General features: G+C 36.2%; 14 protein-coding genes and 1 other annotated feature. All 14 genes read left to right on the top strand.

The window, feature by feature from the left end:
- The first annotated feature begins 115 nt into the window (after positions 1-115).
- The 14 genes from hemA to minD all read left to right on the top strand — a co-directional run bounded on the left by hemA (position 116) and on the right by minD (position 15,903).
- On the top strand, positions 116-1,423 hold the full coding sequence (gene hemA, locus HCJ55_RS06090; protein ID WP_185502292.1) for a glutamyl-tRNA reductase: 1,308 nt from the start codon (positions 116-118) through the stop codon (positions 1,421-1,423).
- A gap of 3 nt (positions 1,424-1,426) precedes the next feature.
- Entirely contained in the window at positions 1,427-2,356 is a 930-nt protein-coding gene (gene hemC / locus HCJ55_RS06095; RefSeq protein ID WP_185517482.1) for a hydroxymethylbilane synthase, read from the top strand.
- Positions 2,353-3,075 (top strand): uroporphyrinogen-III synthase, encoded by a 723-nt coding sequence (locus HCJ55_RS06100; RefSeq protein WP_185502290.1) that lies wholly within the window; start codon positions 2,353-2,355, stop codon positions 3,073-3,075. The genes hemC and HCJ55_RS06100 overlap by 4 nt, the downstream gene beginning before the upstream one ends.
- Positions 3,072-4,046: a porphobilinogen synthase gene (gene hemB, locus HCJ55_RS06105; protein ID WP_008947921.1), complete on the top strand. Its 975-nt coding sequence runs from the start codon at positions 3,072-3,074 to the stop codon at positions 4,044-4,046. The genes HCJ55_RS06100 and hemB overlap by 4 nt, the downstream gene beginning before the upstream one ends.
- A 12-nt stretch (positions 4,047-4,058) precedes the next feature.
- On the top strand, positions 4,059-5,348 hold the full coding sequence (gene hemL, locus HCJ55_RS06110; RefSeq protein ID WP_185502288.1) for a glutamate-1-semialdehyde 2,1-aminomutase: 1,290 nt from the start codon (positions 4,059-4,061) through the stop codon (positions 5,346-5,348).
- 47 nt (positions 5,349-5,395) lie between these two features.
- Positions 5,396-5,623 (top strand) — a binding site (T-box leader).
- Positions 5,624-5,671: 48 nt separating this feature from the next.
- Positions 5,672-8,323 (top strand): valine--tRNA ligase, encoded by a 2,652-nt coding sequence (locus HCJ55_RS06115; protein WP_185517484.1) that lies wholly within the window; start codon positions 5,672-5,674, stop codon positions 8,321-8,323.
- Positions 8,324-8,384: 61 nt separating this feature from the next.
- Complete coding sequence (locus tag HCJ55_RS06120) at positions 8,385-9,674, top strand: bifunctional folylpolyglutamate synthase/dihydrofolate synthase (RefSeq protein ID WP_185517487.1); 1,290 nt, start codon at positions 8,385-8,387, stop codon at positions 9,672-9,674.
- Positions 9,675-9,887: 213 nt separating this feature from the next.
- Positions 9,888-10,598, top strand: a complete 711-nt coding sequence (locus HCJ55_RS06125) for a prepilin peptidase (protein WP_185502285.1) — start codon at positions 9,888-9,890, stop codon at positions 10,596-10,598.
- An 11-nt stretch (positions 10,599-10,609) separates the two neighbouring features.
- Positions 10,610-11,284, top strand: coding sequence for a RadC family protein (gene radC, locus HCJ55_RS06130; RefSeq protein ID WP_008947916.1), 675 nt, complete (start codon positions 10,610-10,612; stop codon positions 11,282-11,284).
- A 452-nt stretch (positions 11,285-11,736) separates the two neighbouring features.
- Positions 11,737-12,750, top strand: coding sequence for a rod shape-determining protein (locus HCJ55_RS06135; protein WP_185391455.1), 1,014 nt, complete (start codon positions 11,737-11,739; stop codon positions 12,748-12,750).
- Between the two features lie 84 nt (positions 12,751-12,834).
- Complete coding sequence (mreC, locus tag HCJ55_RS06140; protein WP_008947914.1) at positions 12,835-13,722, top strand: rod shape-determining protein MreC; 888 nt, start codon at positions 12,835-12,837, stop codon at positions 13,720-13,722.
- A gap of 2 nt (positions 13,723-13,724) precedes the next feature.
- Complete coding sequence (gene mreD / locus HCJ55_RS06145; RefSeq protein WP_008947913.1) at positions 13,725-14,243, top strand: rod shape-determining protein MreD; 519 nt, start codon at positions 13,725-13,727, stop codon at positions 14,241-14,243.
- 179 nt (positions 14,244-14,422) lie between these two features.
- Positions 14,423-15,100, top strand: a complete 678-nt coding sequence (minC, locus tag HCJ55_RS06150) for a septum site-determining protein MinC (protein WP_185391452.1) — start codon at positions 14,423-14,425, stop codon at positions 15,098-15,100.
- A 2-nt stretch (positions 15,101-15,102) separates the two neighbouring features.
- Positions 15,103-15,903, top strand: coding sequence for a septum site-determining protein MinD (gene minD, locus HCJ55_RS06155; RefSeq protein ID WP_185391451.1), 801 nt, complete (start codon positions 15,103-15,105; stop codon positions 15,901-15,903).
- Positions 15,904-15,906: the final 3 nt, after the last annotated feature.

The raw sequence follows: 15,906 nt of genomic DNA on the forward strand, positions 1-15,906 counted from the left end.
GAATGAAAAGTCCAGCTCTTTTTTCCGTCTAAATACAAAAACGGACTATTTGGTGTACACATCGAAAAGTGGTAGAATGTATTAGAGTTCAATTTAATTTTAGGAGGATTATCGAATGTTTATTCTCACCATGGGGCTGAATCATCACACAGCACCAATCGACATCCGCGAAAAATTAGTTTTTAAAGAAACCGAAGAAGAAATGGCCTTAGTAACATTACTGCAGGAAAAAAGTATCCTCGAAAATGTTATTATTTCAACGTGCAATCGAACAGAAATTGTTGCGGTTGTAGATCAACTACATACAGGCAGATATTATCTAAAACGTTTTATGGCTAATTGGTTTCAAATGGATATGGAAAAAATTGAGCCTTATTTGTTTTTCCATGAGGAAACAGAAGCCGTCAATCATTTATATAAAGTAACCGCGGGACTCGATTCACTTGTACTTGGAGAAACACAAATTCTCGGACAAGTAAAACATGCATTCGAAATCGCCAAACAAACTGGTACAACAGGTACACTTTTAAATAAACTTTTTCGAGAAGTCGTTACTTTCGCCAAAAAAGTACATCACCATACAAAAATCAACGAAAATGCCGTTTCTGTCAGTTATGCAGCTGTGGAAGTTGCTAAAAAATTATATGGTTCCTTAGACAACAAAAAAATCGTCCTTGTTGGTGCAGGGGAAATGAGCGAACTAGCTCTTCAAAACCTCGCTGGAAGTGGCATTGCAGATATAACAATAATTAATCGCACCAAAGCAAACGCTGAAATCTTAGCCAATCAATTTCAAGCAAAAGTGGGCGCATATGAAAATATGAATGACCATCTATTGTTAGCTGATATTGTTCTCGTATCCACAAGTGCTTCAGAACCAATCATCAAACAAGTAGCAATGCAAGAATTGATGGAACAAAAAGCGAGTTCTATGCTTGTGATTGACATCGGTTTACCAAGAAATGTTGAACATGATTGTTCATATATTCCCAATTTCCATTTATATGATATTGATGATCTAGCTGGAGTTGTAAATGCGAACTCACTAGAACGCCAAAGAATTGTTCAGGAGCTTGAAAATACGATTGAAATAGAAGTTCGAAGCTTTTTTGAGTGGGAAAAACAACTTGGTGTCGTTCCTGTGATTCGTGCCTTGCGTGAGAAAGCGCTAGATATGCAAGAAGTCACTATGACTAGCCTAGAAAATAAACTTCCCGGCCTAACAGAACGCGAATACATCCAAATCGGAAAACATATGAAAAGCATCATTAATCAAATGCTAAAACAACCTATCTCAGAATTAAAAGAAATGTCAGTGGAAGAAGAAGCAGATACAAGCATTGAACATTTTAAACGTATCTTTGGTTTAACAGAAACGGATCTAACTGTAACAGAAAAAGAACAAGCTGAAACGAGGAGTTAACGGATGAAACGAAAAATAATTGTTGGTTCTAGACGTAGCAAATTAGCTTTAACCCAGTCTAATTGGGTAATTAACAAACTCAAAGAAAATTATCCTGAATTCGATTTTGAAATAAAAGAAATTGTCACAAAAGGAGACCGTATTTTAGATGTCACTCTGAGCAAAGTCGGCGGTAAAGGCCTATTTGTTTCCGAAGTAGAGCAAGCTTTGAGCGATACAGCGATTGATTTTGCGGTACATAGTATGAAAGATGTTCCTTCGAGTTTGAAAGAAGGGCTCGTTATTGGCGCGATTCCAAAACGGGAATCTCCGCTAGATTGCATTGTTTTTAACCAAGTGAGCAGCTTAGATGAGTTGCCAAAAGGCGCTGTTATTGGTACAAGTAGCCTTCGTCGTGCGGCACAACTTCTCAAACATCGTCCTGATTTTATCATTAAGCCGATACGTGGTAACATTGATACTCGTCTTCAAAAACTACATGCCGAAAACTTTGATGCAATAATTTTAGCAAAAGCGGGACTTTCTCGAATGGGTTGGTTGGAAAATACGACTTTAAAACTAGAAGACATCCCGGCTGAACTATGCTTACCAGCAGTTGGTCAAGGTGCTCTTGCTATCGAATGCCGCGAAAGTGATCAACAAATTCGCGATATGCTAGCATCTATTCATCATGAAGAAACAGGCGTGTGTGTAGAAGCCGAACGTGTTTTCTTGAAAAAACTAAATGGTGGCTGTGAAATCCCCATTGCTGGGTTCGCGGCAAAAACGGTTGATGCTATTCATTTTAAAGGTTTAGTCGGTAACGCCGATGGTTCAGTTATTCTTGAATCTGAACAAACGGGCACTAATCCAAGTGACATAGGTAATCAAGTAGCAGAAGATTTACTAAGCGAAGGTGCCGATACGATTATCAAAGAACTGAGAAACGCATGATTAAAAAAGTGGTTTTAACAAGAGAAGCGAGTAAAAATAAGCCTTGGCAAACCTATTTTTCGCAAAATGGCTTTAATGTTGAATCGATTCCACTAATTGAAACACATCCAAAAAAATTCAACTTGAATCAAGAACAACAAGCAGCGGACTGGCTTTTTTTAACAAGCGTCAACGCAGTGGAATATTTCTTCGCAAACCAATGTGTTGAAACGAACTATAAATTTGCTGTTATTGGTGAGAAAACGCAAGAAAAATTAGCCGAATTTGGTTATACGCCAAGTTTTGTTCCGTCTGTTTATCAGTCAGAAGTTTTTTTATCTGAGTGGTTAAATGAATATCCGAACCAAACAAGTATCTTACTCCCACAAAGTAATTTAAGTAGATCAATAATAAAAGATACATTGATAGAAAAAGGGCATCTAGTTTTTTCAATTGAACTTTATGAAACAAGCTTCCCGGAGCATTCTAAAACAATGTTAGCCAACCAATTAAAACTAAATGAAAAGCAAATAATTATTTTTGCCAGCCCATCTGCTTGGAAAAACTTTTATTCGATTGCAAAAACTTTTCCGAATCAAAAGGAAAATTGGCGCATTGCATCGATTGGAAATGTAACAACCGAAGCCATTTTAGCAGATGGATGGTCAGTCACATATCAACCAAAAACCTTCACCATGAAGCACTTAGCTGATTTGATAATACAGGAGGAATTTAAATGAAAAATCAATTTGATAGACATCGTCGTCTAAGAAAAACCAAAACAATGCGTGATTTAGTGAGAGAAACAGTTTTACATACAGATGATTTAATCTATCCGATTTTTGTCAAAGATGGTAAAGAAGCAAAAACCGAAGTAATCTCCATGCCAGGAGTTTTCCAATATCCGTTGCATGAATTAGAAGAAGAAATGCGTATTGTGCAAAGCCTTGGTATTAAAGCAGTTATTTTATTTGGAATACCTGCTGAAAAAGATGCAGTTGGTACACAAGCCTATCACGATCACGGCATTATCCAAGAAGCAACTAAACTTATTAAAAATAGTTTTCCTGAAATAATTGTTGTGGCAGATACTTGCCTATGCGAGTTTACAGATCATGGTCATTGTGGCGTGATTGAAAACGGCGAAATTCTAAATGATGAATCCCTTGAATTGCTGAAACGAACTGCTGTCAGCCAAGCAGCTGCTGGGGCAGATATTATTGCTCCTTCTAATATGATGGATGGCTTTGTTCAAGTAATACGCGAAGGACTGGATGAAGCAGGGTTTTACGATATTCCGATTATGTCATACGCTGTTAAATACGCATCTGCTTTTTATGGACCTTTCCGCGATGCTGCTGGGAGTGCGCCACAATTCGGTGATAGAAAATCTTATCAAATGGATCCAGCTAACCGTGAAGAAGCACTTCGAGAAGCGAAATCTGATGAACAAGAGGGCGCAGACTTCCTTATTGTAAAACCATCTTTATCTTATTTAGATATCATGCGTGACGTGAAAAATAATACGAATTTACCAGTAGTTGCATACAATGTCAGTGGTGAATATGCCATGGTTAAAGCAGCCGCACAAAATGGTTGGATTGACGAAGAAAAAATTGTTTTAGAAATGCTAACTAGTATGAAACGTGCAGGCGCAACGCTTATCATCACATATTTTGCAAAAGATGTATCTAAATACTTAAATAAATAGGAGGTAGGAAATTTGCGAAACTATTCAAACTCTGAAAAAGCTTTTAAGGAAGCAAAGAAAGTCTTACCTGGTGGTGTAAATAGCCCAGTTCGTGCATTCAATTCTGTAGATGCTTCGCCAGTTTTTATGGACCATGGTAAAGGAGCTTACATTACTGATGTTGATGGTAATGAATATATTGATTATGTGTTATCTTGGGGCCCACTAATCCTAGGTCATGCTAATCCATCTGTAGTTAATGCAATCACAAATGCTGCGATGAAAGGAACAAGCTTTGGAACACCAACAGAAATCGAAACTGAATTAGCCAAATTAGTCATCGAGCGAGTTCCATCTATTGAAATCGTTCGGATGGTTTCTTCCGGAACAGAAGCAACAATGAGCGCTATTCGTTTGGCACGTGGTTACACCAAACGAGAAAAAATCTTAAAATTCGAAGGAAGCTATCATGGTCATGGTGATTCCTTATTAATTAAAGCTGGTTCTGGCGTAGCGACACTAGGTTTACCTGATTCTCCAGGAGTTACAAAAGGACTTGCTGCTGATACAATCACAGTTCCGTACAACGATATTGAAGGCGCAAAACTCGCTTTCGAAAAATACGGCGAAGAAATAGCCGCAGTTATCGTTGAGCCGGTTGCAGGTAATATGGGTGTAGTTCCGCCAATCGAAGGCTTTTTAGAAGGACTTAGAGAACTAACAACCAAATATGGCTCATTACTTATTTTTGATGAAGTAATGACTGGCTTCCGTGTAGATTATTATTCGGCGCAAGGTTATTACGTAGTTACTCCAGATATTACGTGTCTTGGAAAAGTAATTGGTGGAGGGCTACCAGTTGGTGCTTACGGTGGTAAAAAAGAAATTATGGAACAAATTGCTCCTGCAGGTTCTATTTATCAAGCGGGAACTTTATCTGGCAATCCGTTAGCGATGAATGCAGGTTTTGAAACAGTTCGTCAATTAACTCCACAGCACTATGATATTTTCCGTACCCTAATTAAACGAATGGAAGAAGGGTTAACAGAAATTTCTGCTAGACGAGAAGTACCACTTTCCATTAATAAAGCTGGCTCCATGTTCGGATTCTTTTTCACCGATCAAAAAGTCACTAATTTTGATACAGCTAAAACGAGTAATCTAGAATTCTTCCGCAACTATTACCGGGAAATGCTGGCACAAGGAATCTTCTTACCACCATCCCAGTTTGAAGGTGTATTCATTTCTACAATGCATACGGAGAATGAAATTGATAAAACTTTAGAAGCATTTGATACTACTTGCAAAATACTCCGTGGCTAATTGACGAATCTAGAAACTTTTGTTAAAATTATTTCTAGTATATAGAAGCAAATGCGATGAAGAGGAAGAGTAAGACACTTATTTTTCAAAAGAGAGAAAGCGGTTGGTGCAAGCTTTCAAAAATAATGTCTGAAGGTAGCCTTGGAGCAGTATTCCTGAACTCATAGTAGGGAATAACCGGTAGATTTTCTCTATCGTTAACCCAATGAAGTGCCTACACTTTTTTCTGTAGGTAAAAAGGTGGTACCGCGAATAATGCTCTTTTCGTCCTTTTATTAGGATGAGAAGAGTTTTTTATTTTGCTTAAAAAAGGAGGAAGCGTTATGACGATAGAACAAAACGAAGTAAACATGCCCACAAAATATGAGCCAAGTAACGTAGAAGCTGGTAAATATAAATGGTGGCTAGAAAAAGAATTCTTCAAAGCGGAAGGAAATACGGACAAAGAACCATATAGCGTTGTTATTCCACCGCCGAACGTAACAGGAAAGTTACATTTAGGCCATGCATGGGATACAACTTTACAAGATATTATTACTCGAATGAAGAGAATGCAAGGATTTGATACGCTATACTTGCCAGGTATGGATCATGCTGGTATTGCTACCCAAGCTAAAGTAGAAGCAAAACTAAAAGAAGCTAATATTTCTCGTTATGACCTGGGTCGTGAAAATTTTGTGGATAAAACTTGGGAATGGAAAGAAGAATACGCTGAGTTTATTCGCGAACAATGGGAAAAACTTGGCCTTGGTTTAGACTATTCTAGAGAACGCTTTACGCTAGACGATGGATTGTCTGATGCTGTTAAAAAAGTCTTTGTTACACTTTACAATAAAGGACTTATTTACCGCGGCCAATATATAATCAACTGGGATCCAGAAGCAAAAACGGCTTTATCTGATATTGAAGTTATTCATAAAGATATTGAGGGAAGTTTCTATCATTTGAAATATCCTCTTACTGATGGCTCTGGTTATTTAGAAGTAGCAACAACGCGCCCAGAAACTATTCCTGGTGATACAGCAGTTGCAGTTCACCCTAAAGACGAAAGATACCAGCACTTAATTGGTAAAACCATTATGCTGCCGATTTTAAACAGAGAAATTCCAATCGTTGCGGATGAATATGTTGAAAGAGAGTTTGGTTCAGGTGCAGTTAAAATAACACCTGCGCACGATCCGAATGACTTTGAAGTAGGTAATCGCCACGACTTACCAAGAATTATTGTTATGCATGAAGATGGAACAATGAATGAAAATGCTGGAAAATATGATGGATTAGATCGTTTTGAAGCTAGGAAAGCGATTATTCAAGACTTTAAAGAGTTAGATTTATTTATCAAACAAGAACCCCATATGCATTCAGTAGGGCATTCTGAGAGAACTGGTGCTGTAGTAGAACCATACCTTTCTCTACAATGGTTTGTAAAAATGGAGCCTCTTGCAGCAGAAGCTTTAGCACTTCAAAAAACGGAAGACAAAGTTAATTTCGTACCAGCTAGATTTGAAAAAACATATGAAACTTGGATGGATAACATTCATGATTGGTGTATTTCTCGTCAACTATGGTGGGGTCACAGAATTCCAGCTTGGTATCATAAAGAAACTGGTGAAATTTATGTCGGTGAAAAAGAACCAGAAAACCTTGCTGAATGGGAGCAAGACGAAGATGTACTTGATACATGGTTTAGTTCAGCTTTATGGCCATTTTCAACAATGGGTTGGCCGGATACTGAAAGTCCAGACTTCAAGCATTTCTTCCCAACAAATACTTTAGTAACTGGTTATGACATTATCTTTTTCTGGGTGTCCAGAATGATTTTCCAATCTGTAGAATTTACTGGTGAAAGACCATTTAAAGATACATTGATACATGGTTTAGTACGTGATTCTGAAGGGCGTAAAATGTCTAAATCTCTTGGTAATGGTGTAGACCCTATTGAAGTTATCGACAAATATGGTGCGGATTCTCTGCGCTATACACTTGCAACAGGTTCATCACCAGGTCAAGATTTGAAATTCAGCTATGAAAAAGTAGAGTCCACATGGAATTTCATTAACAAAATTTGGAATGCATCTCGTTTTGTATTAATGAACTTGGACGGAATGAAATATAGTGAAATTGATCTAACTAACGTAACTGAAGTTAGTGACAAGTGGATACTAACTAGACTAAACGAAACTATTCAAGCTGTTACCTCCTTAGGTGAAAAATATGAATTTGGTGAAATCGGAAGAACATTATACAACTTTATTTGGGATGATTTTTGTGATTGGTATATTGAAATTGCTAAAATCCCGCTGTACGGTGAAGATGAAGTTGCTAAACAAACAACAAGATCCGTTCTGGCCTATACTTTGAATGCGACTATGCGTTTACTGCACCCATTCATGCCTTTTGTAACAGAAGAAATTTGGCAAAACTTACCTCATGAAGGGGAATCTATCACGATTGCTGAATGGCCAACTGTTAATGAGCAACAAATGGATGCGAAATCTTCTGTGGCTATGGCTACGCTAGTTGAGGTGATTCGCGCGGTTCGAAATATTCGAGCAGAAGTAAACACACCACTTAGCAAGCAAATTGTTCTTGAAATTAAACCAAAAGATGATACGTACAAAGAAATTTTAGAACAAAATATCTCTTACATTGAACGTTTTTGTAATCCTGAACAAGTTACCATTTCATTTGATATAGAGCCATCTAAAACTGCTATGACTGCGGTTGTTTCTGGGGCAGAGATTTTCATCCCATTAGAAGCATTGATAGATTTAGAAGTAGAGATTGCTCGTCTGGAAAAAGAGCTAGAAAAATGGAATAAAGAGGTAGCTAGAGTACAAGGGAAATTAAATAACGAGCGTTTCATTAGCAAAGCTCCTGAGAATGTAGTAGCCGAAGAGCGCTTAAAAGAAAAAGATTATCTAGAGAAAAAAGCCTCTGTTCTAGAAAGAATTGAAACATTAAAAGAAGTATAATAAATGAGCTGACCTTATCATAGAACCAAGTGGTAGGGTCAGTTTTAAGGTGGTTTAAATAATGACATTGAAATCATATGAAGAAGCGTTAGATTGGATTCACGGAACACTTCGTCTAGGAATAAAACCTGGATTAGCTCGAATGGAATATATGATGGAGAAATTAAATCATCCAGAAAAAGCGAATAAGTGGGTACATATCGCTGGAACAAATGGCAAAGGGTCAACGCTTACTTTTATTCGAAATGTTTTAGAAGAAGCGGGATACAGAACAGGGACCTTTACTTCTCCTTATATTGAGATTTTTAATGAGCGAATTAGCGTCAATGGCGAGCCGATTAGCAATGAAATGATTGTTTCTTTAGCTAACCGAATAAAACCAATTGCGGAAGAACTGGAAGAAACGATTTACGGGCCACCATCGGAATTTGAGATTATCACAGCTATGATGTTTTTATGTTTTGCAGAATATGAATCCATCGATATTGGTATTATTGAAGTTGGACTTGGAGGAAGACTTGATTCAACCAATATTCTCGTTCCGTTAGTTTCTGTAATTACAACAATCGGAATGGATCATATGGAATTCCTTGGAGATACAATCGAGCAAATTGCTAGTGAAAAAGCAGGGATAATAAAACCGGGAATACCAGTAGTTTCTGGAACTATTCAAAAAGAAGTTCAAGAAGTAATAGAAACTATCGCCACCAATAACAAATCCAGTGTTGCTCAATTGAATAAATCTTTTTCCATAAATGATGAAAACGGGATTATTACATATAAAACAACCTATGGTGAAGAAATAAATAACCTTTCTCTTGGCTTACAGGGGCTTCATCAATTAAATAATGCTGCGGTGGCAATAAAAGTATTGCAGTACTTAAATACTTTTTCTGCATTTGAAATTGATGAGTCAGCAATAAAAAAAGGATTGGAAAAAGCATTTTGGCCAGGAAGAATGGAAAAAATCATTTCAAAGCCATTTGTCATGCTGGATGGGGCACATAATCCAGAAGGTATTCAAACGTTCGCGCAATCTATCGACATGTATCCGGGACCTAAGAAAATAATAGTTAGCATATTAGCAGATAAAAATTATCCCGAAATGCTAACAACATTAAAAGCAATTCCAAATTCGGAAATACTATTAACCACCTTCGATTATCCTAGAGCCATGACGGTGGAAGAAGTAATCCAAATTGGAAGAAGCGAGGGCGTTCCAAGCAACCCAGATTGGCAACAAGCGCTAAATGACATTGAGAAAACCAAAAATGATACTAAATACTTTATAACTGGATCACTTTATTTTATTTCAGAAGTCCGGAAATATTTGCTAACGACTTTCCACTAAACTTTTGGAATAAAGCGAGTATACTGCGTAAAATAAAAAATGACAAATAGCTAAAAAAGCATTTTCATAGGGTTGAACTTTACAAAAACGCCTTTTTTCCTTAGTGGAAAATAGGTGTTTTTTGCTATATATGGGGCGTTAAAATGCAATTTTACCTATGTGCAAAAATAAATTATCTTTGCTATTCTGTTTGTAACAACTAGGAGGTGGCAGATGCTTTATTTTTTATTAGCAATTTATAGTGCAATCTTTATGTCTTTTGTTCAAGTTGCAGGGGAATGCTTTCCAATAAAAAAGTCTTTTTTATTTCGCTTTTCGGAGTGCAATTATTGCCAAAAGCCACTAGCTTTCTATCATATTATTCCAATTTGTTCATTCTTATTTTTAAAAGGAAAGTCTAAATGTTGTGGTAGATCTATTCCTGTAATTTATTTCTTGATGGAATTAATCACACCAATGTATACGCTCCTTATATACATTCAATTTTCTTTTTCGTATCTCTTTTTTATATACTGCATTATCTATTATTTTTTAGCTTTTTTCTTTGTTACAGATATTTTTTATCTGTACGTTCCTAATTCTATTCTCCTGTTATTTGTATGTATATTGTTTCTTCTCTTCATTCTTTTTAATCAACCTTGGATGGATTTAATTTATTCAGGTGTTATGAGTAGCCTATTTTACTTGCTTTTCTTTAGTATATTTCGAAAAGGAATTGGGTTAGGAGACATTAAAATACTGATTATTTTAAGTACCTTCTTAGGTTTTAAAGTGGGTTACTATATCTTTTTTCTAGCGATTATTCTAGGAACGATTATATTATTTACTGCCTTACTGTTAAAAAAAGTGAAGAAAAATAAGCAAGTTCCATTTGTGCCATATATTTATGCTTCCTTCTTGATAGTTAGTATTTTGATGAAATAGGAGCTGTTCTTATGTTAATTAATGAAGTTCTGGAAAATGAAAAACCGCGTGAAAAGTTACAGAATTATGGGATAGAGGCTCTTTCTTCTTCGGAGTTAGTTGCTTTAATTATTGAAACTGGAACGAAAAATGAGTCTGTTTTAACAATAGCAAATCGAATTATTATGAAATTCAAAAATGTGGCAGAAATGCAGTATGCTTCTATTGAAGAATTTCAATTAGTTAATGGTATCGGAATAGCTAAAGCATCTAAAATTATGGCTGCAGTTGAACTTGGTAGGCGTATAAGTTTAGTAACAGAACAAGAGGAGGTTGTTGTTAGGTGCCCTGAAGATGCGGTTAAATTGGTAATGCCTGAGTTAGCGTTTCTTTTTCAAGAACATTTCCACTGCCTCTTTTTAAACACAAAGAATCAAGTGATTTATCGACAAACAATCTTTGTTGGTGGACTGAATGCGTCAATCGTTCATCCAAGAGAAGTGTTTAGATTAGCGCTAAGAAAATCAGCTGCATCTATTATGTGTTTTCACAACCATCCATCTGGGGACCCAGCTCCTTCAAGCGAAGACCTACTAGTAACCAAAAGATTGGCTGAAGCAGGAAATATTGTTGGAATCACTTTGCTAGATCACATTATCATCGGTAAGAATAAGTACATTAGTCTAAAAGAAAAAGGTTATTTTTAAAATTAAAATACTGTTCACAAAATATCTACAGACATCATTTGTTGCCTTATGCTAAAGTGAGTATCAATAAAATGCAAAAGGTGGCTCGTAATGCTAAATAGATGGAGAGTATATAAAGATAATATTATGGTCTTTTCAATAGTGATTGGCATGTTTATAATTCCGGTTTTTCTTTGCCTAATAGAATTTTTAAAGTGAGAATTTATCCTTTCAAAAGTATATTTTTAATAATTTTAACGACGCACAAATATAGTTTTTAAAGAAAAGTTAAAATTTTTTCCTTCTCATGAAAAATTAATGTCTGATAGACTTACTTATGTTATAATAAGATGGTTGTTTATGTGTCTAAATAGAAACATTGACACAAAGGGATAAGGTAACATTAATTTAATGGACGAATAAGGAAACTTAATGTATCCTGTAGAATATTACGAAGGAAAAGGAGAATACAGATGTTTGGATTTGGTAATAAAGATATTGGAATTGATTTAGGGACTGCGAATACGCTTGTCTATGTGAAGGGAAAAGGTATTGTCCTTCGTGAACCTTCTGTTGTTGCAATGAAAAAAGACACACAAGAAATCGTTGCAGTTGGTAGCGATGCGAAAAATATGATCGGTAGAACACCTGGTAGTATTGTTGCTATTCGTCCAATGAAAGATGGCGTTATTGCTGACTATGATACAACAGCGGCAATGATGAAGTATTACATACAAAAGGCTGGCAAAAGCGTTAATGCGAGCAAACCATTTGTAATGATATGTGTACCATCAGGCATTACTGGCGTAGAAAAACGTGCTGTAATTGATGCAACTCGTCAAGCAGGAGCTAAAGATGCTTTCACAATTGAAGAACCGTATGCTGCAGCTATTGGCGCTGGACTTCCAGTTGGAGAACCAACAGGTAGCATGGTTGTAGATATTGGTGGGGGAACTACAGAAGTTGCTGTAATTTCACTTGGAGGTATCGTAACTAGCCGCTCCGTAAGAACTGCTGGTGATGATTTTGATGAAGTAATCATTAATTATATCCGTAAAAAATATAATCTATTAATTGGTGACCGTACAGCAGAAGAAATTAAAATTGAAATTGGGTCTGCTAGTCCTAAAGGTTTGGATTTATCTCCATTCAGCATTCGTGGACGTGATTTAGTAACTGGACTTCCAAAAACAATTGAAATTACTCCTGAAGAAATCAGCGAAGCACTTGCAGACACAGTTGCTGCAATTATTGATGCTGTAAAAGGAACACTTGAAAATACACCACCAGAACTATCAGCAGATATTATGGATAAAGGCATTGTACTTACAGGTGGGGGAGCTCTTTTACGTAATTTAGATACTGTTATTTCTGAAGAAACAAAAATGCCTGTCATTATTGCAGATGAACCACTTGATTGTGTTGCAATTGGAACAGGAAAAGCTTTAGACAATATCGATATGTATAAACGTGGAAAAATGAACTAAATGGGCACACTCATTAATGTTCTATAACAAGATGAATTAGCTTCAAAAAATGGAAAAAGAGTACTAACGAGATGAGGTGTCGTTATGCCACAATTTTTTCTCAATAAACGTTTGATTATCTTGTTAATATCTATTATTGTTCTTGTCGCGTTGGTTGGTTTTTCTTTACGTGATCGTGAGAATGCTTCGTGGCCAGAGCAATTTGTGAAAGATGTTGTTGGATTTGGCGAAAATATTGTAGCCAAGCCTACTTCATTTGTTTCAGGCGTAGTTGGTGGAGTAGTTGATTTAAAAAACACCTACACTGAAAACCAACATCTGAAAGAACGTTTAGAAGAATTGGCACAACTTGAAAGTGAAGTTGCAGACTTAAAAAAAGAAAATAAAGATTTAAAAGAAAGCCTGGATATTACTGACAGTATTCGTGACTATGATCCGCTGAACGCCTCTGTTATTTCTAGAAATCCTACTAATTGGAATGATCAAATAGAAATTGACAAAGGTTCTAGCGATGGAGTGAAGCCGGATATGGCGGTTACTACACCAAGTGGTCTTATTGGTAAAGTAACAACAACAGGTGCGAAATCAGCTACGGTTGAATTGCTTACTTCATCAGATGTTAAAAATCGTGTTTCTGCTAAAGTGCAGGGCGAGGAAAATGCATTTGGGATTATCAATGGATATGACAGTGATACTAAGTTGCTTGAATTAAAACAATTACCGTATGACATGAAATTTAAAAAAGGACAGAAAGTTGTTACTTCTGGACTCGGTGGGAAATTCCCAGCAGGTATCTTTATCGGTACAATCGAAAAAGTAGAAACTGATAAAATGGGATTATCTCAAACCGCGTTTATTAAGCCAGGTGCTGATATGTATGATTTAAACCATGTAACTGTTTTGAAGCGTTCAGCTGAAGCAGGAACAACGGCGGATGATACATCTAGTTCAGACGCGACTGGAGGCCAATAATCATGAATGTAAAGAAAAACATTGCGCTTCCTGCAATCATGGTTGGAACCTTTATTTTAGAAGGGGTTTTTAGTCTTCAGTTTGCGAATGGTCTTTTCAATGATAAACATCTTTTTATTCCGCATTTTTTACTTATCATGTTGACGATTATGACTTGTTTTTATAAACGAAACACGACATTAGTATATGCGTTTATCCTAGGTTTGGTGTTTGATATTTATTATACGGGCATTATGGGAATCTATTTTGCAATCTTTCCATTTACGGTGTATATCACAGATAAATTTATGAAAGTGTTGCAAAATAATGTTCTTCTTGTTGGTTTAATCGCCGTATTTAATATTATTCTTACAGAAAGTTTAGTATATGCATTTTACTATTTGATCGGTTCGACAACGATGACCATTCCGGTTTTTATTGATCAACGTTTATGGACAACCATCTTGTTTAATTTGGCGTTCTTTTTAGTTGTTTTTTTCCCATTCCGATTATTTCTTGATCGCTTGGTTAAATCAGAATAACTATCGTAAATTTTATCAGTTTGAATTCGCTATTACTTGAAAAAGTATGACTGTGGAGAACATCCACAGTTTGCGATTTCAAGCTGTTTTTTTCAAAAAAAGTATTTTTTTATTATCATTTAATTTGAGTTAGTGTATACTAAGGACTAGAGTATAAATGTTGCGGGGTGAAATGGTATATGAAGAAGAATGTTCAAATTAAAGGCACAAAAGACGGCATTAGTATTTTTCTTAGTGATAAAGCGAGTATATCTGAGTTGCAACAAGAATTAACTCAATTGCTAGCAGATCAGAAACAAAACCCATACTCTGGTGAAAAATTAGAGGTGCAAGTTCAAATCGGTAACCGTCTGTTTTCAGAGGAAGAAGAGCGTGAAATATCAACTATTATTCATAAAAATAGTCAAATGAAAATTGGCGCGTTTTATAGTAATGTTATGTCTAAAGATGAAGCCAAAAAATGGAAAGAAAATGATCAAATTTTTTCGATGGCAACAATTATTCGTTCAGGACAAGTTGTTCAAGTTCCGGGAGATTTCTTGCTAATTGGCGATGTGAATCCTGGTGGACAAATCCGTTCAAATGGCAATGTGTTTGTTCTTGGTAATATTAAAGGAATTATTCATGCTGGTTTTGAAGGGGACGAAAATGCAGTTGTTGCTGGGAAGTTTCTTTATCCTTCACAAGTTAGGATAGCTGGGAAAGTATACGGCTTTGATAGTGAGGATTATAAAGAAGTTACTGAAACAGATTTATTTTCTGCGTTTGTAGATGATGCAGGCGAGATAGTAATAGATGGAATACATAAGATAAGAAAAATTAGACCTGAAATTTCTAATTTTCAAGGAGGGCGTTAAACATGGGAGAAGCTATAGTCATTACTTCTGGGAAAGGTGGAGTAGGAAAAACTACTTCAACTGCTAACTTAGGGACAGCACTTGCTCTTCAGGGTAAAAAAGTGTGCTTGATTGATATGGATATCGGCCTTCGCAATTTAGATGTTGTTTTAGGTCTGGAAAATCGAATTATTTATGATTTGGTAGATGTAGTGGAAGGTCGCTGTAAAATTCATCAAGCGATGATTAAAGATAAACGCTTTGATGATTTACTTTTCTTACTTCCAGCGGCGCAAACAACAGATAAAAATGCTGTTTCAGGCGAACAAATGGTAGAGTTGATTAATCAACTACGTCCGGATTATGATTTTATTTTAATTGATTGTCCTGCAGGAATTGAAACAGGATATAAAAATGCTGTTGCTGGAGCGGATAAAGCTATTGTGGTTACTACTCCGGAAATTTCCGCGGTGCGTGATGCAGATAGAATTATTGGTTTGCTTGAAAAAGAAGATATTGAGCCACCAAAATTAATTATTAATCGTATTCGTACGCAAATGATGGTGAATGGTGATGTAATGGATATCGATGAGATTACAACGCATTTATCAATTGAATTACTGGGTATTATCATTGACGATGATGAAGTTATTCGTTCGTCTAACAGTGGGGATCCAGTTGCAATGTTGCCGAATAACCGCGCTTCACAAGGTTATCGTAATATCGCTCGACGCATTCTTGGGGAGTCTATTCCATTAATGTCGATCGAGTCCAAAAAAGCAGGATTTCTTTCTCGCTTAAAAGTACTTTTTAGTGGAAAATAAAAA

The sequence above is a fragment of the Listeria marthii genome (assembly GCF_014227425.1).
Classification (GTDB): Bacteria; Bacillota; Bacilli; order Lactobacillales; family Listeriaceae; genus Listeria; species Listeria marthii.

Bases quoted from the DNA above. Each gene is read 5' to 3' on its own strand.
- hemA (WP_185502292.1), top strand. From the start codon at position 116: ATGTTTATTCTCACCATGGGGCTGAATCATCACACAGCACCAATCGAC.
- hemC (WP_185517482.1), top strand. From the start codon at position 1,427: ATGAAACGAAAAATAATTGTTGGTTCTAGACGTAGCAAATTAGCTTTA.
- HCJ55_RS06100 (WP_185502290.1), top strand. From the start codon at position 2,353: ATGATTAAAAAAGTGGTTTTAACAAGAGAAGCGAGTAAAAATAAGCCT.
- hemB (WP_008947921.1), top strand. From the start codon at position 3,072: ATGAAAAATCAATTTGATAGACATCGTCGTCTAAGAAAAACCAAAACA.
- HCJ55_RS06115 (WP_185517484.1), top strand. From the start codon at position 5,672: ATGACGATAGAACAAAACGAAGTAAACATGCCCACAAAATATGAGCCA.
- HCJ55_RS06120 (WP_185517487.1), top strand. From the start codon at position 8,385: ATGACATTGAAATCATATGAAGAAGCGTTAGATTGGATTCACGGAACA.
- HCJ55_RS06125 (WP_185502285.1), top strand. From the start codon at position 9,888: ATGCTTTATTTTTTATTAGCAATTTATAGTGCAATCTTTATGTCTTTT.
- radC (WP_008947916.1), top strand. From the start codon at position 10,610: ATGTTAATTAATGAAGTTCTGGAAAATGAAAAACCGCGTGAAAAGTTA.
- HCJ55_RS06135 (WP_185391455.1), top strand. From the start codon at position 11,737: ATGTTTGGATTTGGTAATAAAGATATTGGAATTGATTTAGGGACTGCG.
- mreC (WP_008947914.1), top strand. From the start codon at position 12,835: ATGCCACAATTTTTTCTCAATAAACGTTTGATTATCTTGTTAATATCT.
- mreD (WP_008947913.1), top strand. From the start codon at position 13,725: ATGAATGTAAAGAAAAACATTGCGCTTCCTGCAATCATGGTTGGAACC.
- minC (WP_185391452.1), top strand. From the start codon at position 14,423: ATGAAGAAGAATGTTCAAATTAAAGGCACAAAAGACGGCATTAGTATT.
- minD (WP_185391451.1), top strand. From the start codon at position 15,103: ATGGGAGAAGCTATAGTCATTACTTCTGGGAAAGGTGGAGTAGGAAAA.